The 22,717-nt window shown below is 61.6% G+C and carries 17 protein-coding genes; 7 read left to right on the top strand and 10 right to left on the bottom strand.

What is annotated here, in order from left to right; genetic code table 11:
• Positions 1-133 precede the first annotated feature (133 nt).
• Together DFP86_RS14920 and DFP86_RS14915 are read right to left on the bottom strand one after the other, a co-directional pair.
• A complete protein-coding gene (locus DFP86_RS14920) occupies positions 134-1,345 on the bottom strand; it encodes a branched-chain amino acid ABC transporter substrate-binding protein (protein ID WP_133682643.1) in 1,212 nt (403 codons plus the stop codon).
• Positions 1,346-1,621: 276 nt separating this feature from the next.
• The gene (locus tag DFP86_RS14915; RefSeq protein ID WP_243729412.1) at positions 1,622-2,992 is read right to left on the bottom strand and encodes a sigma-54 interaction domain-containing protein; all 1,371 of its coding nucleotides are present in this window, start codon (positions 2,990-2,992) and stop codon (positions 1,622-1,624) included.
• A gap of 221 nt (positions 2,993-3,213) precedes the next feature.
• Between DFP86_RS14915 and ddaH the strand changes: the two genes are divergently transcribed.
• Positions 3,214-3,975: a dimethylargininase gene (gene ddaH / locus DFP86_RS14910; RefSeq protein WP_133682642.1), complete on the top strand. Its 762-nt coding sequence runs from the start codon at positions 3,214-3,216 to the stop codon at positions 3,973-3,975.
• Positions 3,976-4,127: 152 nt separating this feature from the next.
• The gene (locus DFP86_RS14905; RefSeq protein WP_133682640.1) at positions 4,128-4,985 is read left to right on the top strand and encodes a phytanoyl-CoA dioxygenase family protein; all 858 of its coding nucleotides are present in this window, start codon (positions 4,128-4,130) and stop codon (positions 4,983-4,985) included.
• 6 nt (positions 4,986-4,991) lie between these two features.
• Here the strand turns inward: DFP86_RS14905 and hemH are convergent, their stop codons facing one another.
• The 5 genes from hemH to DFP86_RS14880 all read right to left on the bottom strand — a co-directional run bounded on the left by hemH (position 4,992) and on the right by DFP86_RS14880 (position 12,371).
• Positions 4,992-6,065, bottom strand: coding sequence for a ferrochelatase (hemH, locus tag DFP86_RS14900; protein WP_133682638.1), 1,074 nt, complete (start codon positions 6,063-6,065; stop codon positions 4,992-4,994).
• Positions 6,066-6,087: 22 nt separating this feature from the next.
• The gene (locus DFP86_RS14895) at positions 6,088-8,385 is read right to left on the bottom strand and encodes a DNA translocase FtsK (RefSeq protein ID WP_133682636.1); all 2,298 of its coding nucleotides are present in this window, start codon (positions 8,383-8,385) and stop codon (positions 6,088-6,090) included.
• Positions 8,386-8,554: 169 nt separating this feature from the next.
• Positions 8,555-9,433 (bottom strand): bifunctional methylenetetrahydrofolate dehydrogenase/methenyltetrahydrofolate cyclohydrolase, encoded by an 879-nt coding sequence (locus tag DFP86_RS14890; RefSeq protein WP_133682634.1) that lies wholly within the window; start codon positions 9,431-9,433, stop codon positions 8,555-8,557.
• Positions 9,434-9,746: 313 nt separating this feature from the next.
• The gene (locus DFP86_RS14885; protein WP_133682632.1) at positions 9,747-10,823 is read right to left on the bottom strand and encodes a porin; all 1,077 of its coding nucleotides are present in this window, start codon (positions 10,821-10,823) and stop codon (positions 9,747-9,749) included.
• A 447-nt stretch (positions 10,824-11,270) separates the two neighbouring features.
• Complete coding sequence (locus tag DFP86_RS14880) at positions 11,271-12,371, bottom strand: anhydro-N-acetylmuramic acid kinase (RefSeq protein ID WP_133682630.1); 1,101 nt, start codon at positions 12,369-12,371, stop codon at positions 11,271-11,273.
• Between the two features lie 159 nt (positions 12,372-12,530).
• On the opposite strand from DFP86_RS14880, the gene DFP86_RS14875 reads away from it, so the two are divergent.
• From DFP86_RS14875 to DFP86_RS14865, 3 genes are read left to right on the top strand one after another with little or no spacing between them, the layout of a single operon-like run.
• Positions 12,531-13,550 (top strand): hypothetical protein, encoded by a 1,020-nt coding sequence (locus DFP86_RS14875; RefSeq protein WP_133682628.1) that lies wholly within the window; start codon positions 12,531-12,533, stop codon positions 13,548-13,550.
• Positions 13,543-15,252: a single-stranded-DNA-specific exonuclease RecJ gene (gene recJ / locus DFP86_RS14870; protein WP_133682626.1), complete on the top strand. Its 1,710-nt coding sequence runs from the start codon at positions 13,543-13,545 to the stop codon at positions 15,250-15,252. The genes DFP86_RS14875 and recJ overlap by 8 nt, the downstream gene beginning before the upstream one ends.
• The gene (locus tag DFP86_RS14865; protein ID WP_133682624.1) at positions 15,253-16,608 is read left to right on the top strand and encodes a DNA recombination protein RmuC; all 1,356 of its coding nucleotides are present in this window, start codon (positions 15,253-15,255) and stop codon (positions 16,606-16,608) included. It abuts the gene before it with no gap.
• A gap of 12 nt (positions 16,609-16,620) precedes the next feature.
• On the opposite strand, the gene DFP86_RS14860 is transcribed toward DFP86_RS14865, so the two are convergent.
• Entirely contained in the window at positions 16,621-17,976 is a 1,356-nt protein-coding gene (locus DFP86_RS14860; RefSeq protein WP_133682622.1) for an ATP-binding protein, read from the bottom strand.
• The gene (locus tag DFP86_RS14855) at positions 17,973-18,683 is read right to left on the bottom strand and encodes a response regulator (RefSeq protein WP_133682620.1); all 711 of its coding nucleotides are present in this window, start codon (positions 18,681-18,683) and stop codon (positions 17,973-17,975) included. The genes DFP86_RS14860 and DFP86_RS14855 overlap by 4 nt, the downstream gene beginning before the upstream one ends.
• A 174-nt stretch (positions 18,684-18,857) precedes the next feature.
• Here DFP86_RS14855 and DFP86_RS14850 point away from each other — a divergent pair, with 174 nt between their 5' ends.
• Together DFP86_RS14850 and DFP86_RS14845 are read left to right on the top strand one after the other, a co-directional pair.
• Positions 18,858-19,367: a hypothetical protein gene (locus tag DFP86_RS14850; protein WP_166642288.1), complete on the top strand. Its 510-nt coding sequence runs from the start codon at positions 18,858-18,860 to the stop codon at positions 19,365-19,367.
• Between the two features lie 94 nt (positions 19,368-19,461).
• On the top strand, positions 19,462-20,187 hold the full coding sequence (locus DFP86_RS14845; RefSeq protein WP_133682616.1) for a pyridoxine 5'-phosphate synthase: 726 nt from the start codon (positions 19,462-19,464) through the stop codon (positions 20,185-20,187).
• Here the strand turns inward: DFP86_RS14845 and DFP86_RS14840 are convergent, their stop codons facing one another.
• Complete coding sequence (locus DFP86_RS14840) at positions 20,188-22,659, bottom strand: EAL domain-containing protein (RefSeq protein WP_133682614.1); 2,472 nt, start codon at positions 22,657-22,659, stop codon at positions 20,188-20,190. It abuts the gene before it with no gap.
• Between the last annotated feature and the right edge of the window lie 58 nt (positions 22,660-22,717).

Here is a 22,717-nt window from a genome sequence, read left to right as displayed (position 1 = left end):
TCCTGAACGACGGTACGTTTGAAATCTTCATTATGTTTTGCCATGAAAAACACCCCAAAGGTTGGAACGGTGTCCAACTCTTGGGGTGCAGTTCAGCAAAGCGTGCCGTTTTTGCTGAGTCGGGCGATTGGGCTTATTTGGGGCCGCCGACGACGGAAACCACTTCCCACTTGCCGTTCTTGACTTGGTATACGGTGACGCTGGCGTTCTTCACGTCGCCCTTGTCGTCGAACTCGACATGACCGGTTACGCCATCGTAGGCGGTCTTGCCCAATTCAGGCAGGTAGGCCTTCGGGTCGGTGGAGTTTGCGCGTTTCATCGCATCGACCAAGACGCGTACTGCGTCATATTCGTAGGGCGCGTAGATCTGGATCTCGGTGTTGAATGCCTTCTTGAACTTGTCGTTGAAGGCGTTGAAGCCCGGCATCTTGTCGCGCGGCACACCGGCCATCGAGGCAAACTGTCCCTCGGCGGCATCGCCGGCCAGCTTAATGAACTCCGGTGTCTGCACGCCGTCGCCGGCGATCAGTCGCGCCTTGATGCCAAGTTGCTTCATTTGCTTGGCCATCGGGCCGGCCTGGGCATCCATGCCGCCGTAGAACACCATGTCAGGCTTCTTGGCCTTGATAGCGGTCAGAATGGCGGAGAAATCGGTCGCGGAGTTGGTGGTGAATTCGCGATCGACGATCTTGCCGTTCTTGGCCTTGACGGCGTTGACGAATTGATCGGCCAGGCCTTGGCCGTAGGCAGTACGGTCGTCGATGACGGCAATGCTCTTGGCCTTGGCGACATCGACCGCATAGGCGCCCAGCGCCCCGCCTTGCTGCACGTCGTTGGCGATCACGCGGAAGGTGGTCTTGTAACCTTGCTTGGTGTAGTCCGGGTTGGTGGCGGACGGGGAAATCTGCGGAATGCCGGCATCGGAGTAGATCTTGGAGGCCGGGATGGTGGTGCCGGAGTTCAAGTGGCCGACCACGCCGACGACGCCGTTGTCCACTAGGCGCTGGGCAACCTGGGTTGCGATCTTCGGATCACCCTGGTCGTCTTCGGATACCAACTGGAAGGTCACCTTCTTGCCGCCGATAGTTACGCCTTCGGCGTTCAGGTCGGCAATGGCGAGCTTGGCGCCGAATTCGTTGTCCTTGCCCAGATGGGAAATCGGGCCCGACATCGGCGAAACCTGGCCGATCTTGACTACATTGCCGTTATCGGCGGCAGGCGCCGATGCGGCCGGAGCGCTGGAGGCGGCGCCCGATGCGTCGGAGGAGCCCCCACCCTGTTTGCCGCAGGCTGCCAGAGCCAAAACCGCGGCTGCCATCAATGTCAGACGAGCAGTGTTTTTCATTCTGTTTCCCTTATTTCTTTGTAGATTTGGTGATCCTTTGTCGCTGGTTTACTGACGCAGATCATGCGTCCCACCAACTGAGTCGATTATGCTAATCAGTTGTTTATGGTGTCAACGAATACAAAATTCAGGAAACAAACAGTTGGCAAAGCCCTGTCAGGTTGTTGCGTGCCTGGCTCTAAGCGGCTTAGCCGTTCAAGAGTGACTTATGCGATTTAGGGTGTCATGGCACCCAAACGGCATGTGGTCGTTTGTCGGAATAAATACACTTCCAGTTCAGATGCCTGCGGCGGCAAGGTTCAAGCGGCGCATGCGCGAAATCAGCGTGGTACGAGCCAGGCCGAGCGTCAGCGCTGCCTGACTAACGTTGCCTTCGTGCGCGTCGAGCGCTTGGCGGATCCAGATCGCTTCCTGGCGGCGCAGGGCGGTGTCGAGCGAATGTCCTAACACTTCGGGCTGCGTCGGCACCGCATCGACATCTTCCATGACCACCCGCGCAAGCGTTGCGGCATTCTCTCGGTGCAGTAAGACACTGCGCTGCATGACATTTTCCAATTCACGTACATTGCCGGGCCAGGTATGCCGTGCGAGCTGGCCGGCCGCCGCCTCGCCGAGCATGGTGGCCACGGAGCCGAGCCGGGTGGCGTGGACGGCGATGAAGTGCCGGGCGAGTAGCTGCAGATCGCCCGCCCGCTCGCGTAACGGCGGGATGGCGATATAGCCGACGTTGAGCCGGTAGTACAGATCCTCGCGCAGTCGCCCCTGTCGTAGCGCTTCGCGCGGCGGCTGATTGAGCGCGGCGATAAGCCGCACATCGGATTGCAGGCTCTGCTGGCTGCCGAGCGGCGTGAAGCTGCCATCTTGTAGTACCCGTAGCAACTTGCTCTGCAGCGACACGGGCATCGAGTTGATTTCATCGAGAAACAGTGTGCCGCCATCGGCGAGCGCGAACAGGCCCTTGCGGTTTTCCGCACCGGTGAAGGCGCCGCGCGTGGTACCGAACAGGGTGCTTTCGAGTAGCGTATCGGGGATCGCTGCGCAGTTGAGGCAGAGCATGGGCCGGTCTGCGCGACCGCTCATCGCATGCGCTCGGCGGGCAAACAGCTCTTTGCCGGTGCCGGTTTCCCCGTAGATCAGAATCGGCAGGTCGGTTCCGGCGTAGGCGTCGACGCGGGCGATCCGCTCGGCCATATGCGCGTCTTCGGTCAGGATTTCCGGTGGCAGCGCTTTGTTCGCCGCCACATCGCGCGGCATGTCGCGCACGATGCGACCGATCTCGATGGCGCCAAGTAGATTGCCATCGCGGTCGAAAATCGGCTGGGCACTGTGCAAGTAATGCATCTTGTGACCGCCGGGGCCGTGGTAGGCCTGATAGTTGTCGCGTACGCCGCTCCGATCCCGTAGACAGCGCAGCAGTGTGCTTTGATCGGCATCGAGCCAGGGCGTGGCCTCCAATATCGGCCGGCCGATTATCTGTGTCGGATCCACGCCGTCCATGCGCGCACTGGCACGGTTGTAGTAGACGAAACGACCTTCGCGATCGATGACGGTCACCGCGCGATCCAGGTCGTCCAGTCCGTCTCTCAGGCAGCGAACGAGCCAGGCGAGGTCGTCGGTTGTCGTAAGTGTCGATTTTTCGTCGATCATGACCAAAAATTCCAAATGGTGTGCCGTCGAAATTTCGACGGGTGTCGGTTTTTCGACCATCTAAAGGCGAAATGATAAACGGGTCAAGCCTGAAACGTATAAAAATGGCTGATTTCCAGCCATTTGACTGGTGATCGGCCGCTATTTTCTGGCATGGAAGTTGCGATGACGTCGGGGCTGGCTTTTCTCCACCATGTCGTTTATCCGCGTAAGGAAATGTCATGTTTAACCATATTATTGTCCGTACACCTTGCCACGCATTGATTGATGGCCTGACTTCCGCCCACCTTGGCAAACCGGTTTACGAAAAAGCGCTCGAGCAGCACGACAGCTACATCCAGGCCTTGCGGCAGTGCGATGTCGACGTGACTATTTTGCCGCCGACCGAAGATTATCCCGATTCGGTCTTCGTCGAGGATCCGGTGTTGTGCACGCCGCATTGCGCAATTCTCAACCGCACCGGTGCCGAATCGCGCCGTGGAGAAACCGCACTGATCGCCGACACCATTCGCCGTTTCTACGACAAAGTGGAAAGCATCGAGGCGCCGGGTACGGTCGAGGCCGGCGACATCATGATGGTTGGCACGCATTTCTATATTGGCCATTCCGCCCGCACGAATCCGGAAGGCGCCCGCCAGATGATCGCCATCCTGGAAAAACATGGCATGAGCGGCTCGATCGTTCGGCTGGAAAAGGTTCTGCACCTGAAGACCGGTCTGTCTTATCTGGAGCACAACAATTTGCTTGCTGCCGGCGAATTCGTCACCAAGCCCGAGTTCCAGAAATTCAACATCATCGAGATCCCGCAAGAGGAGGCGTATGCCGCCAACAGTATTTGGGTGAACGACCGCGTGATTATGCCGTCAGGCTATCCGACTGCGCTGGCGAAGGTGAAGGCGCTCGGCTATGAGGTGATCGAGGTCGACACGTCCGAATTCCGTAAGATCGACGGCGGCGTGAGCTGCATGTCGCTACGCTTCTGACGGATGCCCCCCCCGGCCGGGAAGCCCGGCCGGTTTTCATCCGTGCACCGCGGTTCGTCCCATGACGCCGCGATACCTGGTAGAAGGTTCAGTGCCATTGCACCGGTGGGGGTGTTTGAATAACATTCCCATTCATTTGTCCGGAGCATGCCATGGCGACCCTGCAGCATTTTTCTCCCACTGATGATGTGGTCGACATGATCGGCGCCCTCGACCGCGATGGCGGGATTGTCGTCGAGCATTTCATGGCGCCAGAGGTGCTCGACCGGCTCCGCGCTTCGCTCTTGCCTACCCTGCGCGATATTCCCGACTGTAGTGGGCCGTTTTTCGGCCGTGCGACGCGGCGCATGAGCGGTCTGATCGAACGCGTGCCGGTATGCCGCGAACTGGCGATCGACCCGCTGCTATTACGGATCATCGATGCGTTTCTGTTGCCCAATTGCGAGGCCTATCAGCTCAATCTTACCCAGGCCATCCGCATCGGCCCAGGAGAAAAGGCCCAGTTCCTGCATCGCGATGGCCTGATGTTCCGTACACGTTTGCCTGAAGGCGAAACCATGCTCAATTGCATGTTCGCGGTCGATGCGTTCACTGCCGACAATGGCGCCACGTGTGTGGTGCCGGGCAGCCACCGCTGGCCCGACGAACGTCTGCCGCAGGCGGACGAGGCGGTGAGCGCCGCCATGCCCGCCGGCTCTGTATTGATCTATCTCGGGTCGGTGGTGCATGGCGGTGGGGCGAACTGCAGCGATAGCACGCGTACCGGGGTGGTGCTGAGTTATTGCCTGGGGTGGCTGCGCCAAGCGGAGAACCAGTACCTGGCTGTGCCGCCCGCACTGGCGCGCACCTTGCCCGAGCGACTGCAGCGCCTACTCGGCTACTTCGTCCATACGCCAAATCTGGGGTGTGTCGACGGCCAGGATCCGATCGGCTGGCTGACGGCAGGGGCCGGGGCGGTTGCGCCGGGGCGGTTCGACGAGTTTCTCGGCGACATCGCCGTGCCGGAGTGATGGCATTCAGTCTGTCGTGGGGGGCGGGCTGGGGGCCTTGATGGTGTGTACGTCCGCCTTTGTCCAGCCGGCCAAATGCGGCGCGACGATTTCCACCAGTGCTTCGATCCAGTCGCTGCTGTGGTTTAGGCAAGGCAGATAGCGATAGACGCCGCCATGGCGCTCGAACTCCTCCCGCACCTCGATCGCAATTTCTTCCAAGGTTTCCAGACAATCGGCCACGAAGCCGGGGCATGCCACGTCGATGCGTCGCGTGCCGCCTTGCGCCAGCTCGCGCACCACTTCAACGGTATAGGGCTTAAGCCATTCGGCGCGGCCGAAACGGCTCTGGAAACTGATGCGCCATGCCTCGGGAGCCAGCTGCAGCGCCTCGGCTAGCAAGTGCGCCGTTTTCTGACATTGGTGGAAGTAAGGATCGCCGCGTTCCAAGGTGAAGCGCGGCATGCCGTGAAAACTCATGACCAGCACGTCGGGCCGGCCGTTGACTTCCCAATCGGTGCTGATTTGGCGTGCCAGAGCGGCGATATAGGCCGGGTGATCGTGAAAATCGCGCACGGTGCATAGCGCGGGCATGTTGCGCTCGCGCATCAGTTGGGCGAAAACGCCGTCCAGCGCCGAGGCGGTCGAGGCCGCCGAATATTGCGGGTATAACGGCACCACCAGCAAGCGGTCGACGTGCTGCGCCCGCAATTCGTTGAGGGCCATGGCAATCGACGGCTTGCCGTAACGCATGGCGCAGGCCACGGTCACGTCGGTATGGCCGCGGTTTGCCAACGCCTCAGCCAAGGCATCGCGCTGCGCCAGCGTTTCCACCAAAAGCGGCGAGCCTTGTTTGCTCCAAATACTTGCGTACTTGCGAGCCGACTGTCGCGGCCTCAGGTTGAGGATCACGCCGTGTAACAGCGGCCACCAGAGCCCGCGCGGTATCTCGATAACACGCCGGTCGGAGAGGAATTCTTTGAGATAGCGGCGCAAGGCGGCGGGCGTCGGGGCGTCCGGCGTGCCCAGATTCAGCAGCAATATGCCGATACGGGCGTGTGCATCTGACCGGTAGCCGGAGGACTGGTTGGGATTGGACATGGCGGCATCCTGGGGCATGGGACTATTCTTCGCGCGAGGGGGCCAGCACCGTGCGGTTGCCATTGGTTTCCATCGACGAGACCAGGCCCGCGGCTTCCATTTGCTCGATGAGTCGTGCTGCGCGGTTGTAACCGATGCGCAAGTGGCGCTGCACCGAGGAGATCGACGCGCGCCGGGTTTTCAGGACCACGGCCACTGCTTCGTCGTAGAGGGGGTCGGCCTCGGCGTCGTCGGTGGCGAACGGTGCGCCGCCATCATCCTCGGCGCCACTGTCGGCGGTGCCGCTCAAAATACCTTCGATATAGTCCGGTTCGCCGGTGGTTTTCAGGTATTCGACCACATGATGCACCTCGTCGTCGGCGACAAAGGCGCCGTGCACGCGTAGCGGATAGCCGGTGCCGGGCGGAAGGTACAGCATATCGCCCTGGCCGAGCAGGGTTTCCGCGCCCATCTGATCGAGAATGGTACGGCTGTCGATCTTGCTGGACACTTGGAAAGCGATACGGGTTGGAATGTTGGCCTTGATCAGGCCCGTGATCACATCCACCGACGGTCGCTGGGTGGCCAGGATGAGGTGAATGCCTGCCGCCCGGGCCTTCTGCGCCAGGCGGGCGATCAACTCTTCGATCTTCTTGCCGGCGACCATCATCAAGTCGGCCAGTTCGTCGATCACCACCACGATCAACGAGAGCGTTTCCAGCGGCTCGGGCGTTTCCGGTGTCAGCGAGAAGGGGTTGGGTACATGCTCGCCCGCCTTTTCGGCATCGCGGATCTTCTGGTTGTAGCCCGCCAGGTTGCGCACGCCGAGCTTCGACATCAGCCGGTATCGTCGTTCCATCTCGGCCACGCACCAGTCCAGCGCGTTGGCGGCGTGCCTCATATCGGTCACGACCGGCGCCAGCAGGTGCGGAATGCCCTCGTAGATCGACAACTCCAGCATCTTGGGGTCGACCATGATCAACCGGACTTCCTTGGGCGTCGATTTGTAGAGCAACGACAGAATCATGGCGTTGATCGCCACCGATTTGCCCGAGCCGGTGGTGCCGGCCACCAGGACGTGCGGCATCTTGGCCAAGTCGGCCGAGACTGGCTGGCCGGCGATGTCCTTGCCCAGTGCCATGGTCAGGCGGGATGTATGGTTCTGGTAGCCATCCGAGCCGATGATTTCCGATAGGCGCACGATTTGTCGCTTCGGGTTGGGGAGCTCAAGCCCCATGTAGGTCTTGCCGGGGATGGTTTCCACCACGCGGATCGATACCAGGCTGAGTGCGCGGGCCAGATCCTTCATCAGGTTGACGATTTGCGAGCCTTTGACGCCCACGGCCGGCTCGATTTCGTAGCGTGTGATGACCGGCCCGGGGTAGGCGGCCACGACTTTGACTTCGACGCCGAAGTCGGCGAGCTTGCGCTCGATCAGACGCGAGGTGTATTCCACGGTTTCGGCCGAGACCGATTCGGGAGTGTCGCGCGCCGGTTCGAGCAGGCTCAAGCCAGGCAGGGCATTGTCGGCCGGGTCGGCGAATAGCGACTGTTGTACCGGTTTTTGCGGTTTCGGCGCAGCGACCGGTTCGACCGGCGGCGTTTCGATGCGCACCGGCTGGTAGTCCTCGTGCCGTTTCTTCTCGCTACTGACTTTTTCCTCGCGCCGCTGCGCTTGTTTGCGGCCGATTTCCCGATCGCGGCGCGCCTGCCAGGTCTGGTAGACGAATAGCACCCCCTGTTCGACCCAGGTGCCGATGCGTTCCATGATGTCGAGCCAGGAAATGGCGGCGAACAACGAAAAACCGATCGCCACCAGAGTCGATAGCAACAAGCTGGCGCCGGACAAGCCCAGCGCATGGCGCGCGGCCCGGCCGAGGAAATGGCCGATCACGCCGCCGGAAGGGAGTTGCCCGGCGATATGCTCGCCCAGCACAATGAATTCGAGGCTGGCACTTGCCAGCAACAGCAACCAGAAGCCGCACAACGACACGACGTTGAAGGCGCTCGGTGCCAGTCCTTCCTGATCCATGCGCCGATAGCCCCAAACGATGGCCGCCAGACAAAACACCACTAGCCACCAGCTTGACGCGCCGAAAATGAATAACAGCATGTCCGATAGCCAAGCGCCGAACGCGCCGCCGTAATTGCGCACGGTGGGATCGGACGAACTGTGCGACCAGGAGGGGTCCTGCGCCGAATGGCTCGCCAGGATCAGAACCAGATAGACCGCGGCAACCGCCATCAAAAGCCACCAGGCTTCGCGCATCAGTGCGCCCAAGCGGGGAGGCAGTTGGGTTTGGCGATTGCGGACAACCGCTTTTCGCTTGAAAAGTCGCATAGGCTCTATATGGTCGATAACAGCGAGGGATTATATAGCGGACGCGTGCAATCGCGAAGCATTGATAGATATGCACTTAACAAGAATAACTCTAAAAGGTTAATTCTTGGGCATGAAACATTGAGATTGCGGCGAAGGGGCTGTCGAGAGCCCCTAACGCCGACAGTGTTTAGCAGTGGTAATTGCGGTAGAGGCGGCTGGCGTTACGCAAGCACATGGCCACCGTCAGCGGGCCGACGCGCGGCACGTAGATCCGAGCCGCATCGCGGGCGGCATCCTCGAAATTCTTTACGAAGGAGAAATTCAGGCAAATGGCGCCCGGCTTGAGCTCCTCGGCGCGGATTTTCTCGAACTGGCGCGACGGCACACCGGTGATGACGATGTCCGAGCGGGACAGGGCCGTGGCGCGGTCGATCGGCGTATCGGCCGACTTGCCGGCGCCGATGACCACGCCGCCGTGCACGTCGAACGAATTGACCGTGCCGCCATCGTTGGCAAGCATGTAGGCCAGCGGTCGGCCCACCACGTCCGAACGGTTGAACACCGTAATGACCTGGTCGCGAAACGGCAGCCCGCCGGGGCTATAGGCGTCGGTGGCTTCCAGAACCTTGATGATCGCCAGCGGGGTGCAGGGCAGGATGGCGCGGTGCCGCCGGTCGTTGTCGTCGAAGCGCTCGTTGCGGTAGAGCTTGTCCATCCAATAAGTAGTCAATCCCTCGACGTCTTTTTTGGGATCGACCAGGTCTTTGATCTCCGCATCGCGTTCGTCGCCGAAGATCGGGTAGTAGACGAAGATGCCGTGAACCGCCGGATCGGCATTGGCGGCGCGGATCGCGTCGGCGATCTCCTCGCGGGCCTTGTGTGCCAAGGCGAAATGGATGCCGACATCCTTGCAGCCGTCCTCGGTGTAGCGAGCGTAGGTGGCCGACGCGGGATCGTCGGAGACCAGGAAGCCGACCACGTTGACCGGGGCCTTTAGGGATTCGATTTCTTCCCGAATCATGGCGCGGTACATCGCCGCCATGCCCTCCGGATTAAAGTCGTGCATGCCACTCTCCAATTTAGCGCTCAGAAAAACCGGACGGATTATAGCAATAGCCCCAAGCTCCGTGGGGTGGCTGGCTTAAATGAAGATTCTTGACGTGGATAGATCGCGCCTAAAACGCGGCCATCCGCACGCAAAAAAACTGCCGCTCGCACACGACAAGCGGCAGGGGCTCAGGGACTACCTGCATCAAAAGAAAGGAATGGCTCCAACACGGTGGCCACGCGTATGGCGTGGCGAGCCACTTGCACCCCGCGCGCACCGAGGGAGCGGTTCGGCGCGCGGGGGCTTCGTGGTTTACGGCAAAAACAGTTACTTAAAAACTCTTGGTCAGGCCGATGTCGGTCATGACACGGTTGCCGGTCGATTGACCTGCGTTATAGGCCAGGACGCCGTCCTTGCTATCCATGACTTCGACAAAGGCGGTGGTGGACTTGCTGAAGCTGTAATGAACGAAGGCGTCGTAGAACTTGCCGCTCTTCAGATCGCCTGGCTTGTGACCGCTATAGGACTGCACGCCACCCTGCATGCCGAACTCGGCGGCGCCGACCGTGTAATAGGCGTACAAGGCGGTGCTGTTGGTCGTATTGCCGTTGAGCTTGTCTTGTTGCCATTCGACGGCGAATTGCAGCGCGTCCGTCGGACGGATCGTGGCGGTCAGGTGTGCCTGGCCCAGCGTGCCGCTGTCGGTCGTGTTGGTGCCCCAAGCCAGTTTGCCTACGCCCGCGTTGGTCAGGTCGTTGGACGAAGTGTATGCACCGGACAAGCCCCAGAAGCCATTGTCGTAGCTGACATTGAGGGTGGCGTTGTGGTGGGCGGACGACGTCGTGGTGGCGTCCTCGCTGGTGCCGTACTGCAGGGCGGCGTGCAGGTTGCCGAACGCCGGCAAGTCATAACGCACCATGTTGTGGCCTTCGGTGTTGCCGTACCAGCCTTGAATTTGGTCCGGGCCGACCACGAAGGTGTGGTCGTACTTGCCGTCTTCGTAAATGCCGTAGTTGGTACCCATCACCAACGTACCCAGGGTTTCGCTCTGCAGGCCGACGAAGGTGTCGTTGGTCGCCAGACCCTTGCCGCTGAAATTGCCGCCCTGATCGTCGACGTTGTTGCCGGTCGTGGCGAAACGGTTCGACACTTGCCACACCGTGTGCAGCCCGTTGCCCAGGTTTTCGCTGCCCTTGAAGTTTATTTCGGAACGGCCGGCAATATTGGTGGTGGATGTGTTGGACTTGGTGGTGTAGCCCCAGGTGTTATTGGCATTGCCGTTGAAGTTCACGACGCCGGCGCGCATGAAGCCGTAAATGGTAACGCCGCCGTCATCGGCCATGGCGACGGAGGAAGCGCCAACGGCAACGGTTGCCAGGACTGCGAGTGTGATTTGCTTGAGTTGCATTTTCTTACCCCTTATTAGTTATGCGAGCCGCGCGTGGAGTGGGCCATGCGCGGCCGCCATAACCACCTCCCTGTGGTGGTTGAGCGGATGTTAAGTGGGGTAGGCAATGTTGTTGTAAAACTACACAAAATATTGTGGCAAACGGGTCGACGTTTTAGTGCGGAATTACTACGTGGCAATACTTAAATTGCTGATATTTAATGAATATGTGTTTTATTTTTTGTAACAAAAAAACAACACAAAACGATCGCTTTTGCGCAAAGTAACAAAATAACGGCGCTAATAAGCATGTTTTGTAGTCAAGAATTGTTGCGCTATGTTCACAGTCCGGCGCGACTTGTCCGAATTGACCCTGATCAATTCGATGTCATATTGTGGGTTTGTTGTAGTTTTATAACAACGTTATCGACGGGAAGAGGCGCTCCGCACTAGATGAGCCGACGATTCTTAACGTGGATAGATCGCGCCCAGAATGCGCAAGCCGCGTGCGCCGGTCGCTTCCGGCAGATTGCCAGGCTCGCGCGCCAGTGTGCGGTACGCCAGCCAGGCGAAGGCGGCCGCCTCGACTTGCTGCGGCGGCAGGCCGATCTCCGCGGTGTGATCCAGGTGGCGCCGCGGCATGCGCGCGCGTAGCGCCGCCGTGAGCGTGCGATTGAAGGCGCCTCCACCACACAGGAACACTTCCTCGGCCGCGTCGGCATAGCGTGCGATGGCGTCTGCGATGCCGGCCGCACTCAATTCGAGCAAGGTCGCTTGCACGTCCTGCGCCGATAAATGGGGGAAGTTCGCCAGCGTGCGCTCGAGCCAGGGCAAATCGAACAGGTCGCGGCCGGTGCTCTTGGGAGGCGGCGCGGCGAAGAAGGGCTCTGACAGAAGTGCGCGCAACAACATCGGGTCGGCACGGCCGCCAGCCGCCCAGTCGCCGTCGCGGTCGAAGGGCAGGCCGAGGTGGCGCTGGCACCAGGCATCCATCAACATATTGCCCGGGCCGCAATCGAAGCCGGAGACCGGCTCGCCCGGCATCAGTAGCGTTAGATTGCTGATGCCGCCGATGTTGACGATCACCCGGGCGCGCTCGGGGTGGGCGAACACCGCGCGGTGGAAGGCCGGCACCAGTGGCGCGCCGTGACCGCCAGCCGCCACGTCCCGGCTGCGGAAATCGCCGACCACGTCGATACCGGTCAGTTCGGCCAGTCGCGCCATATTGCCGATTTGCAGTGTGTAGCCGTCTTGCGGCGCATGGCGGATCGTTTGTCCGTGACAGCCGATGGCACGTACTTGAGAGGGCTCGACACCGGTTGCGGCCAGCAACTCGTTGACGGTGCGGGCGTACAGATCGGCCAGTCGGTTTGCCAGCAGTGCGGCGCGACGCAATTCGTCGCCATCCGTCAGCTGTAGGGCCAGCACTTCGGCGCGCACTTCGTCCGGATAAGGCAAGGCGTGCTCGGCGCGCACCATCAAGCCACCGTCCGCGTTAAATGCCGCCAGCACGGCATCCACACCGTCCAGGCTCGTGCCGGACATCATGCCGACAAATAACTCCCCCATATCCGCTCCCGCTGCGCATGAATCTGTGACGATCGCATGCTCGCTATGGCAAAACGGCACGGCATGCGAAAGAAGGGTAAAATACGCAAGCTCGCGGCAAGGGGCAAGCCCTTGTCCGTCCAGCTTGACGTTCAAGTATGAAGCAAACGAGAAGCCCGCATGCACTTAACCCTGTCCATTCCCGGTCTGAGCTGGCTGGATGCCCACGACGCGGCGGCGGTCGCCGCCGATTTATCGTTGCCCGCGCTGGCGACCTTGCTGGGGCGCGGCCGGCTGACGATTGCGCCATGCCGGCGGTCCGTCCGGCTGGGTGCGCCGTTTGGTTTGGCTCAGTTGCCCATGGCGCAAGCGGCGGCCGATCTTGATGGACTGTCCACGCATGGACGCTATTGGCTATTGGCTGACCCGGTCACTTGGCGTATCGACCGCGACCGTGCCTTGTTGGCCGATGCCGGGGTGATGCGGATCGACCGCCAGGAGGCCGACGCGCTGATCGAGGCGCTCAATCGCCATTTCGCTGACGATGGACTGCTGTTTCACGCGCCGGCGCCGGCCCGATGGTATGTGTCGCTATCCGCCGCGCCCGACGCCGGCTTCCATAGTCTGCCGGACGTGGTCGGCGAAAATGTCGACGATTTTCTGCCGCACGGGCCGGATGGCCTGATGCTTAGCCGCATGCTCAACGAAGCTCAGATGCTGCTGTTCACTCATCCGGTCAACGAGGCGCGCGAGGCGCGCGGCGAACCTCGCATCAACAGCCTATGGCTGTGGGGGGCTGGCGAATTGCCGCCGCTGATGCGGTCGGCCGCGCTCTATAGCGACCAACCGCTGCAAGCAGTGCTGGCCCAGCTTGACGGTGGCGAGGCTCGGGCCGTGCCGTGGTCGTTCGCGGCGCTCGAAGCGGAGACGCCATGGCCGGCATCGGCCTGGGTGGAACTGGATCGGCTGCTGGGCGCGGCCCAATACCGCGACAGTTGGGGCTGGCGCGAAGCGCTGCTCGTGCTGGAGCAGGATTGGTTTGCCCCGTTGTTGCAGGCCTTGCGCCAGGGTTCGTTGCGCGGAGTGACCCTGTTGTCTCATGGCGAACTGGCGATCGAAGCCCATGTCGGGCGTGGCGACCTATGGAAATTCTGGCGGCGTCCGCGGACGCTGTCCTCACTGTTTGAAACTCATGCATAACATCCAGACCCGAGCCGTACCGCCCGACGCCTGCGCCACCTTGGTGCGCGGCGGCTATTCCCCTCTGTTGGCGCGCTTGTACGCCGCGCGCGGCATTGCCCAACCCGAAGAACTCGCCGACGGTCTTGGCGCCTTGCTGCCCTGGCAGACGCTGAAAAATATTCGGCCGATGGCCGCCAGATTGGCCGACGCCATCGCCCGCCAAGAACGCATCCTGGTGGTGGCCGACTACGATGCGGACGGCGCCACCGCCTGCAGTGTCGCCATCAAAGGGTTGTCGGCCATGGGGGCTACCGTCGACTTTCTGGTGCCCAACCGCTTCGAGTACGGCTATGGGTTGACGCCGCAGATCGTCGAACTGGCCGCCACCCGCCGTCCGGATATCATCCTGACTGTCGACAACGGCATCGCCAGTGTCGACGGCGTGGACGCGGCGAAAAGGCTCGGCATCGAGACGTTGATCACCGATCACCATCTGCCGGGCAGCCAATTGCCGGATGCCTTGATCGTCAATCCTAATCAGCCGGGCTGCGATTTCGCCTCAAGGCATCTGGCCGGCGTCGGCGTGATGTTCTACGTGCTGATGGCGCTGCGCGCCGAATTGCGCGAACGCCAGCACTTCGCCGATGGCGCCGAGCCCAATTTGGGCGAGTTGCTCGACCTGGTGGCGCTCGGTACGGTTGCCGACGTGGTGCGTCTGGATCAAAACAATCGCATTCTGGTCGGCAATGGCCTCAAGCGCATGCGCGCCGGGCGGATGAGCGCCGGCGTGGCGGCCTTGTTCCAGGTTGCCGGGCGTGCCGCGCACAAGGCCAATACCTTCGATCTGGGCTTTACCCTTGGCCCGCGTTTGAATGCGGCCGGCCGGTTGGACGATATGAGTCTGGGGATCGCCTGTCTGCTTGCCTCAAGCAGCGAAAGCGCTATGGGGCTCGCGCGGCAATTGGACGAACTCAATCGCGAACGGCGCCATATCGAGGCGGGTATGCGCGAAGAGGCGCTGGCCGACCTGTCGGACATCGATCCGCAGTCGCGCTATACGCTGACATTGTTCCGGGAGGATTGGCATCAAGGGGTGGTCGGCATCGTGGCCGCCCGCTTGAAGGAACGGTTCCACCGGCCGGCCATTGTGTTCGCCCCAGGCGACGGTGAGGAAGTGCGCGGCTCGGGACGCTCGATTGCCGGCTTCCATCTGCGCGACGCGCTCGATCTGGTTTACAAGCGCCAGCCGGAGCTCATCGTCAAGTTTGGCGGCCACGCCATGGCCGCCGGCCTGACGATCCGACAAGCCGCGTTGGGAACGTTCCGCGAAGCGTTCGAAAGTGTGGCACGCGAGCTCCTGGACGAAAAACAGCTCACGCGCACCATCGAAACCGACGGCGCACTGCCGCCACAGGACATTTCGCTTGAATTGGCCGAATCGCTTGCCGCCTGCGTTTGGGGCCAGGGATTTCCGTCGCCGACGTTTTATAACCGATTTCAGGTGCTCAAACAGCGGGTGGTCGGCGAGAAACACCTGAAGTTGCGCCTGGCTAGCCGCGGGCGCGAATTCGACGCCATGCTGTTCAATTACGCCGACTGGCTGCCCGACGAAATCGAAGCGGTCTATCAGCTGGTGGCCAACGAATGGCAAGGGCGCAAGGAGCTGCAAATTTACGTTGAACACTGGCGCGCCGCGGCAGATGAAATGCTGGAGGGCTGAATGGCACTGATCCTGAGTTTGTTGGCCGGTCTGCTGCTGGGCGGCGGTGTTTGCGCACTGGTGTTGCGCGCCAGGGGCGATGCCGAATTTCAGCGCGGCCGCGGCGAATCCGCCGTGGCGCTGACGGCGCTGCAAGGCGAGAAACTCGCGCTTGCGGCGCGCGAGCTCGACCTCAAGGAGCGGCTCGCCACCTGCGACGAGCTGTTGACCAAGTTGCGGGAACACGTGGGGCTGCGCGAACAGGAACTGGCCGCATTGCAAGCCACCTTGCAACAAGAGCGTCGTCAGCACGAGGAGAAGCTTGCGCTGTTGGCCGAGGCGCGCGAGGCGCTGACGCTGCAGTTCAAGACGCTGGCCAACGACATCCTGGAGGAGAAGAGCAAGCGCTTTACCGAGCAGAACCAGACCAATCTGGGGGTCTTGCTCGCACCGCTGTCCGAGCGCATCCAAGCCTTCAGCAAGCAAGTGCAGGACACTTACGACAAGGATTCGAAAGAACGGCTGACGCTGGAAGTCGAACTGAAAAACTTGCAGGCGCTGAACACTCGCCTCAACCAGGATGCGGTGGCGCTGACCAATGCCTTGACCGGCGCCAACAACAAGGCTCAGGGCTCATGGGGCGAAATGGTGCTCGAACGCGTACTGGAGACCTCCGGCTTGCAGAAGGGGCGCGAGTACCGAGTGCAGGTTTCCGATACCCAGGTCCGCGACGAAGGCACGTTCCGCTACCAGCCGGACGTGGTCATCGACCTGCCGGAAGGCAAGCAACTGGTGGTCGATTCCAAAGTTTCGCTCAACGCCTATACCCGCTACGTCAAGGCTGAGGACGAGGCGACGCGCGAGACAGAGCTCAAGGCGCACATCCTGGCATTGCGCGGCCATATCAAGACATTGTCGGAGAAGCGTTACCAGGATCTGTACAGCCTGAATACGCTCGATTTCGTCTTTATGTTCGTGCCGGTCGAGCCGGCCTATCTGCTGGCCGTACAGCACGATATGAACCTGTTCAACGAAGCGTTCGAAAAACGCATCATGATTGTCGGGCCCAGTACGCTGCTGGCGACATTGCGCACGGTGGCAAGTATTTGGCGCTACGAGTACCAGAATCAGAATGCGCAGGAAATCGCGCGCCAGAGCGGGGCGATGTACGACAAATTCGTCGGTTTCGTCGACAGCCTGGAGAAGCTCGGCAAGCAGCTGGACGGCTCGCGCGATACTTGGCTGGATGCCATGAAGAAATTGCGCGACGGCCGCGGCAATCTGGTCACCAGCGCGGAAAAGCTGCGCAAGCTAGGCATCAAGAGCAACAAACAATTGGCATCTCATTTATTGGCCAGCGACGAGGCGGAAGACTAGGTAGGCGCGGCTTCAACCCGGGAACGTCAAACGCACCGATAAGCCGCCGCCCTTGCGGTCGTCGAGTGTCAGGTCGCCGCCCATGGCGCGCGCGGTGGCGCGAGCGATCGCCAGGCCAAGTCCGGTGCCGCCGGTGGCGCGGGCACGGGAGGACTCTAGGCGAAAGTAGGGTTCGAACACCCGGTCGCGCGCCTCGGCCGGAATCCCCGGGCCGCGATCTTCCACCCAAATCGTCACCCGTTCGGTATTTGCCTCGACCCGTAGCTCGGCTGCGTCGCCGGCATAGCGCCTGGCGTTTTCCATTAGATTGCCCAAACAACGACGCAAGGCCTGCGGTCGCGCCAGAACGGGGCGGCCGGCCGAGCCGGTCAGCGAAACGTTCATGCCGAGTGCCGTAAAATCCTCCACCAGACCGTCGAGCAGCGCGTCCAGATTGAGCTTGACTTGCGATTCGCTGATTTGCCCGGCGCGCAGAAATGCCAGCGTATGACCGATCATGGCATCCATTTCGGATAAGTCGGTCTCGAAGCGTTCGCGCAAGGCCGTGTCCGCAATCTGCTCCAGGCGCAGGCGCAAACGGGTGATCGGCAACCGCAAGTCGTGCGAAACGCCCGCCAATGCCTGCGAGCGGGTCTCCAGATAGCTCCGTAGGTCGCGCTGCATGCGATTGAAGGCCATGGCGGCGCGCGCGACTTCATGTGGACCGCTTTCCGGTAGCGGCGGCTGGTCGAGGTTGCCGACCAGGCCGGTGGCGGCATCCGCCAACGCGGCCAAGGGCTGAGTCAGCCGTCGCACCAACCAACTCGCCATGAGGGCCACTGTCAACGCCAGCACCCCCAGCAACAACAATGTGTTCGCCGGCCAGTTGCGCGGTGCGGGCGGGACGGCATGGCGCCAAGTCAGCACCGTGCCATCGGACATCCGCACTTGTACCACCAGGAATGGCATGGCCATGGAGCCGTGCTCCGTCCCCTGTGCCTGCGGAGTGCCCGGCGGCATTCTCGGCCGTAGCTCGGGTGGCCGCACCTGGACACTTCGGCTGGCGCCGAGTGCGTCGCGCAAGGCGTCGGCAAAGGCCTGGTCGTCGAGCGCTTGGTGCGCCGGAGGGTGCCACGGCTCGGCAAAACTGAAGAAGTTGCCCGGTTCGTTCAATACCCGCAATAGCCGTTGCCGGTCGTCGGCAGGCGATCTCTCCAGCATGCTGACGATGCCGCCAAGGCGCTCGGCGGCGTTCTGGTCGCGCATCCGGTCGCTGAAATGCTCCCGATCGGCCAATAGTAGCCAGGCGCCGACGATCAGCGCCAGTATGAGGCTGAGAACCACTGCCAACAGCAATTGCCCGGTCAGTGTGCGCGGCAGAATCTTCACGCAATGCGCTCCACGGGCGCGACCAGTATGTAGCCGCCGTTGCGTACGGTTTTGATCCACTGCGGGTCGCGCGCGTCATCGCCCAATCGACGGCGGATGCGGGAAATCAGGACGTCGACGGTTCGATCGAAGGGGGAGGCTTCGCGTCCAGCCAGGCCATCGAGCAGTTGGTCGCGCGATAGCACCTGATTGGGGTACTCGGCCAGCAGGCTCAGCAGCGTGAATTCGGCGCCGGTCAGCGGTACCACCACGCCATCGGCACCGATCAGGTGGCGTGCGCCCAGATCCAGAATCCAGCCGGCGAACGCCAATTGACGTGCTTTGCTGCTGGCCGCGTCGTTCTGGCTGCGGCGCAGGATGCTTTTGATCCTGGCCAGCAACTCGCGTGGGTTGAAGGGTTTGGGCAGGTAGTCGTCGGCACCCATCTCCAGGCCGATGATACGGTCGATGTCGTCGCCGCGTGCGGTGAGCATCAAAATCGGGATGGCCGCGTCGGTGCCGCGCAGTGTCCGGCACAGCGACAGGCCATCCTCGCCCGGCAGCATCAGATCGAGAATGATCATGTCCGGCCGTTGTGCTTCATAGTGGGCGCGCATGGCTTCGCCATCTTCCGCCACCTCGATCTGATAGCCCTGTTGATGCAGGTAATTGCTCAGCAGTCGAGTCAGTTCGGGGTCGTCATCGACCAGCAGAATACGCCGAGGCATGTGGTTTTCCCCTGTTGTCATAGTTTATTAGGTTAAAGCGATTGATCATGCTTGTGTTCGCTTTTAATGGCTGGCGACAGAACATTACAAACCATTTACATTACTTCGTTGAAATTAAAAACTACATTTACATATTGGGTTTCTAATGACGGCTCCATCCTAACGAGGAAGTCGATGATGAAAACGCCGATCCTTTCCCTGAAGCGCTCCCTGCAAGTTGCCGGCTTAACCGCACTCTTGACCGCCGGCTTGGCCGCCAACGCGGCCGAACAACCGCCGCGCGACCCCGCCAGCTGCCAGACCCGTTCCGGCGATATGCTGCTGCACATGCAGCAGCAACATAAACAAGCACTCGACCGCCAGGCGCAAGCGCTTAAGCTGCAGTCGGCACAACAGGCGGCCTGGGCGGCCTACGCCACGGCCGAGATGGCGCTGCCGGTACCCATGCCGTGTCCGAAACCGGATGCGACGCCGGTCGACATGGCGCAGGCTCGCGCCAATCACGCCAAGCTGATGGCCGAGCGTCTCATGGCGTCGAGTAAGGCGCTGGCCGATCTGTGGCAGGGGCTGTCCGCCGATCAACGGCAGACCTTCGAACGCACGGTGCACGAGGGCATGCGCCACCATGGCATGATGGGCGGCAAGGGGCCGATGCCCGACATGCCGGACATGCCGCCGCGTTAAGCGTCCACTACCGTGGCCGGCCCTCGCTTGATGTCGGGCTGTGCCGGCCGCCCACGGCGGGGTAGAATATCGGAAAATTTCCGAAAGCCCTGCCATGACCTGCAAACTGAGCGTCAACCTGAATAAGATCGCCCTGATCCGCAACGCCCGCGGTCGGGATTATCCGTCGGTCGAGTCCTTTGCGAGGAAGGCGCTCGCCGCCGGCGCTCATGGCGTTACCATCCACCCGCGCCCCGATCAGCGTCATGCCCGCTATGACGACATTGCCGCGCTACGCGAGGTGACGCGCGCTTTTCCCGGTACCGAGCTGAACGTCGAGGGCTATCCCGACGAAACCTTCCTGTCGCAAGTTCTCGCCGCCAAGCCGGATCAGTGCACGCTGGTGCCGGACGAACCGGGCCAGTTGACCTCCGATCATGGCTGGGATCTCACCCGACACCTGGAGCAGGTGCGCACCGTGGTCGCCCGCCTGCGCTCGGCCGGTATTCGCACCAGCATCTTCATGGATCCGGATTTGGCGCAGATCGCGTTGGCGCCCGCAACCGGCGCCGATCGTATCGAGTTGTATACCGAGGCCTATGCACATTCGCCGAGTGCCGATACGCTGGCCCCCTATGCCGTCGCGGCTCGCAAGGCGGTCGAACTCGGGCTGGCCGTCAATGCCGGTCATGACCTGAATCTCGACAACCTGGCCGAATTCGTCGCCGGCGTGCCGCAGGTGGTCGAAGTGTCGATCGGTCACGCATTGACGGTCGAAGCGCTGGAATTCGGCTTTGACGCCACGATTCGCCGTTATGTCGCCATTCTTGGCCCGCGCTAATCATCCGCGTTGCACGCCGGCATGGCGTGCATAGCCTTGTTCTAGCGCATTGAGTAACAATGCCCGGTCGATGGGGCGGCCCAGCGTGATTTGCGTCGCGCCAGTGCTTGCCCCCAGCGACTCATCGCCGAGCAAAATGCCGGTCGATGAGGGGTACATGCTAGCGATGCGACTCAGAAAAGTAGCGCCACTCATTTCCGCCTGCGCCTTGCCTGCCACCACGACGCCGATCTCGTGGGTCGCCATCAACTCGAATGCTTCCTGGATCGCGTGCGCCTCCAGTACCTTATAATCGGTCGCCGCCAACCAGGAACGCGCCTGGGCCAGACTGTCGCCGGACGGATCGAGCCACAGCAGGTAATGCGGGTCGTAGCGTCGCTTGGTGGGAGGGAGGCGCTTGCCGCCGGCCATCAGCTCGCCGCAGGCTTCGGCGCTCACCGGGCGACTGAAGTAATAGCCCTGAATGATGTCGCAGCCGGCCTCGGCCAACAGGGTCAGTTGGCCTTCCGTCTCCACCCCCTCGGCGACCACCGACAAATGCAGTAGATGGCCCATGGCCACCACCAGTTGCGAAATCACCAGGTCGTCGGGTAACGACGTAATCTCGCGCACGAAACTCTGGTCGATCTTCAATTTGTCGACCGGGAATCGTTTCAAATAGCTCAAGTTGCAAAAACCGGTGCCGAAGTCGTCGATCGACATCATGACCCCCATCTCGCGCAATGCCTTCATCGTGGCTAGGGTGGCCATCGGATTATGCATCGAGGCGGACTCGGTTAATTCCAGCTCCAGCCATTGCGGGGCCAGTCCGCTTTGCGTCAACGCCTGGCGAATGGTGTCGGCCAGTCCGGGCTGCGACCACTGCACGGCCGATAGATTGACCGCCACCGGCACGGGCGGCAATCCGCTGTTTTGCCAGTGCACCGCCTGCCGGCAGGCCAGGTCGAGCGCTTTGTCGCCTAGCGCCGCGATCAGGCCGCAGGACTCGGCCAGCGGGATAAATCGCATCGGGCCGACCAGTCCCAGGCGCGGATGGCGCCAACGCATCAAGGCCTCCAGCCCGACGATACGGCCGCTGCGAATGTCGGCTTGCGGCTGATAGTCGAGATAGAGTTGATCGTTGGCGGCCAGCGCCAAATGCAGTTCGCCTTCCAATTCCAGGCGTGCACGCGCTTCGTCCGATAGCAGCGGCTGGTAGAAGTGATAGCCTTCGCTCTGCTGCTGAATGGCGCGATGCAAGGCCATCGTAGCGGCTTGCAGCACCTCTTCGGGCGATGCCGATTGTTCGCAGAAGGCGACGCCGAGGTGGGCGCTGAGGAAAAAACTGCGGCTGTCGAACGCGTAGGGTTGGTGCAATTGGGTCAGCATATCCTGCAGCGAGGCGTCCAGCGCGTCGTCCGGCTGCGGCATGCACAGTAAGGCGAAGCTGTCGTCGCCGATCCGGGCCAGGCAGTCGCCGGCTACTTGGCAAGATAGCAGTCGGCGCGACACCTCGCGCAACAGGCGGTTGGCCGCCTCGTCGCCCAGGCTGTCGCGGATATCCTGCAACCGCGACAACCCGACCATGACCAACGTCGGCCGGCCCACGGCCGTCTGAACCAGTCGTTGCATGCGCAGCAGTAGCAGCGAGCGGTTCGGCAAGCCGCTGGCGCTATCGAAATGACGTAAATAGTACGCTTGCTGTTCCGCTTCTTCCTGTGCGGTGATGTCCAGGCCGGAGATCACCGCGAATCCCGCGGACTCTTCCTGGCTGGTCAGGTGAGTCGCCGACCACAGTATCACCCGGCCGTTGACTGTGGAACGCCAGGACACCGGTCCCGGGTGCTCCGCTTGGCGCATGCGCGCCAATTGCCCGGTCACCGCAGTGCGCTCGTCATGGGTCGCGAACACCTCGACAAAAGGCAGGCCGTCCGCCTGGTGGTGAGCCTGAGGTAACGGCAAGGTGGCGGCCGGATTCATACGGACGATACGCCCCGACCGATCCACCAGTACGATCAGGGCGCCGGCGGTGTCCAAAACCGCGCTGAGCAATTGGCGTTCGGTATTGAGCTGCTGCTGCATCGAGGCGCGGATGCGTGCATCGTCGGCTTCGGCCAGCGCGCGCAGCACGGCAATCGGCAGACGTTGCAGATTGCCCTTTAGAACATAATCCGAGGCGCCAATGTGCAGCATCTCCACTGCGCGCTCTTCGCCGAGCGAGCCGGTCACGAAAATAAAAGGCAACTCCGGTGCCAACATGGCACGCAGAATCAGCGCCGACAGGCCGTCGTAAGTCGGCAGAGAAAAATCCGACAGAATGATATCCAAGACGCCCGCATGTGCCAATTGCTCGCGAAAACCCGGCTCGTCGCTAACCAGATGTACCTCGATCGACAGGCCCGCCGCACGCAATACCCGGCAAATTTCTTCAGCGTCGTCGGCATCATCCTCGAGCAGCAGAATGCGGATGGTGCGGTTTTGGTACGCACTCATTGGTTTCCCCGTAATGGAAGGCCCGGTCGCGAGGGTGTGCCGCCATAAACCGGATCAG

It is taken from the genome of Paludibacterium purpuratum (assembly GCF_004363805.1).
GTDB classification, from domain to species: Bacteria; Pseudomonadota; Gammaproteobacteria; order Burkholderiales; family Chromobacteriaceae; genus Paludibacterium; species Paludibacterium purpuratum.
This window is presented reverse-complemented; position numbering and strand designations above follow the sequence as displayed.

What these genes read in the sequence shown, in the direction of transcription:
- DFP86_RS14880 (WP_133682630.1), bottom strand. Translation starts at nt 12,371, where the DNA reads ATGGGGGAGTTATTTGTCGGCATGATGTCCGGCACGAGCCTGGACGGT.
- DFP86_RS14840 (WP_133682614.1), bottom strand. Translation starts at nt 22,659, where the DNA reads ATGAGTGCGTACCAAAACCGCACCATCCGCATTCTGCTGCTCGAGGAT.
- DFP86_RS14915 (WP_243729412.1), bottom strand. Translation starts at nt 2,992, where the DNA reads ATGATCGACGAAAAATCGACACTTACGACAACCGACGACCTCGCCTGG.
- DFP86_RS14855 (WP_133682620.1), bottom strand. Translation starts at nt 18,683, where the DNA reads ATGCCTCGGCGTATTCTGCTGGTCGATGACGACCCCGAACTGACTCGA.
- recJ (WP_133682626.1), top strand. Translation starts at nt 13,543, where the DNA reads ATGCATAACATCCAGACCCGAGCCGTACCGCCCGACGCCTGCGCCACC.
- ddaH (WP_133682642.1), top strand. Translation starts at nt 3,214, where the DNA reads ATGTTTAACCATATTATTGTCCGTACACCTTGCCACGCATTGATTGAT.
- DFP86_RS14905 (WP_133682640.1), top strand. Translation starts at nt 4,128, where the DNA reads ATGGCGACCCTGCAGCATTTTTCTCCCACTGATGATGTGGTCGACATG.
- DFP86_RS14885 (WP_133682632.1), bottom strand. Translation starts at nt 10,823, where the DNA reads ATGCAACTCAAGCAAATCACACTCGCAGTCCTGGCAACCGTTGCCGTT.
- DFP86_RS14865 (WP_133682624.1), top strand. Translation starts at nt 15,253, where the DNA reads ATGGCACTGATCCTGAGTTTGTTGGCCGGTCTGCTGCTGGGCGGCGGT.
- DFP86_RS14850 (WP_166642288.1), top strand. Translation starts at nt 18,858, where the DNA reads ATGATGAAAACGCCGATCCTTTCCCTGAAGCGCTCCCTGCAAGTTGCC.
- DFP86_RS14895 (WP_133682636.1), bottom strand. Translation starts at nt 8,385, where the DNA reads ATGCGACTTTTCAAGCGAAAAGCGGTTGTCCGCAATCGCCAAACCCAA.
- DFP86_RS14875 (WP_133682628.1), top strand. Translation starts at nt 12,531, where the DNA reads ATGCACTTAACCCTGTCCATTCCCGGTCTGAGCTGGCTGGATGCCCAC.
- DFP86_RS14890 (WP_133682634.1), bottom strand. Translation starts at nt 9,433, where the DNA reads ATGCACGACTTTAATCCGGAGGGCATGGCGGCGATGTACCGCGCCATG.
- DFP86_RS14845 (WP_133682616.1), top strand. Translation starts at nt 19,462, where the DNA reads ATGACCTGCAAACTGAGCGTCAACCTGAATAAGATCGCCCTGATCCGC.
- hemH (WP_133682638.1), bottom strand. Translation starts at nt 6,065, where the DNA reads ATGTCCAATCCCAACCAGTCCTCCGGCTACCGGTCAGATGCACACGCC.
- DFP86_RS14920 (WP_133682643.1), bottom strand. Translation starts at nt 1,345, where the DNA reads ATGAAAAACACTGCTCGTCTGACATTGATGGCAGCCGCGGTTTTGGCT.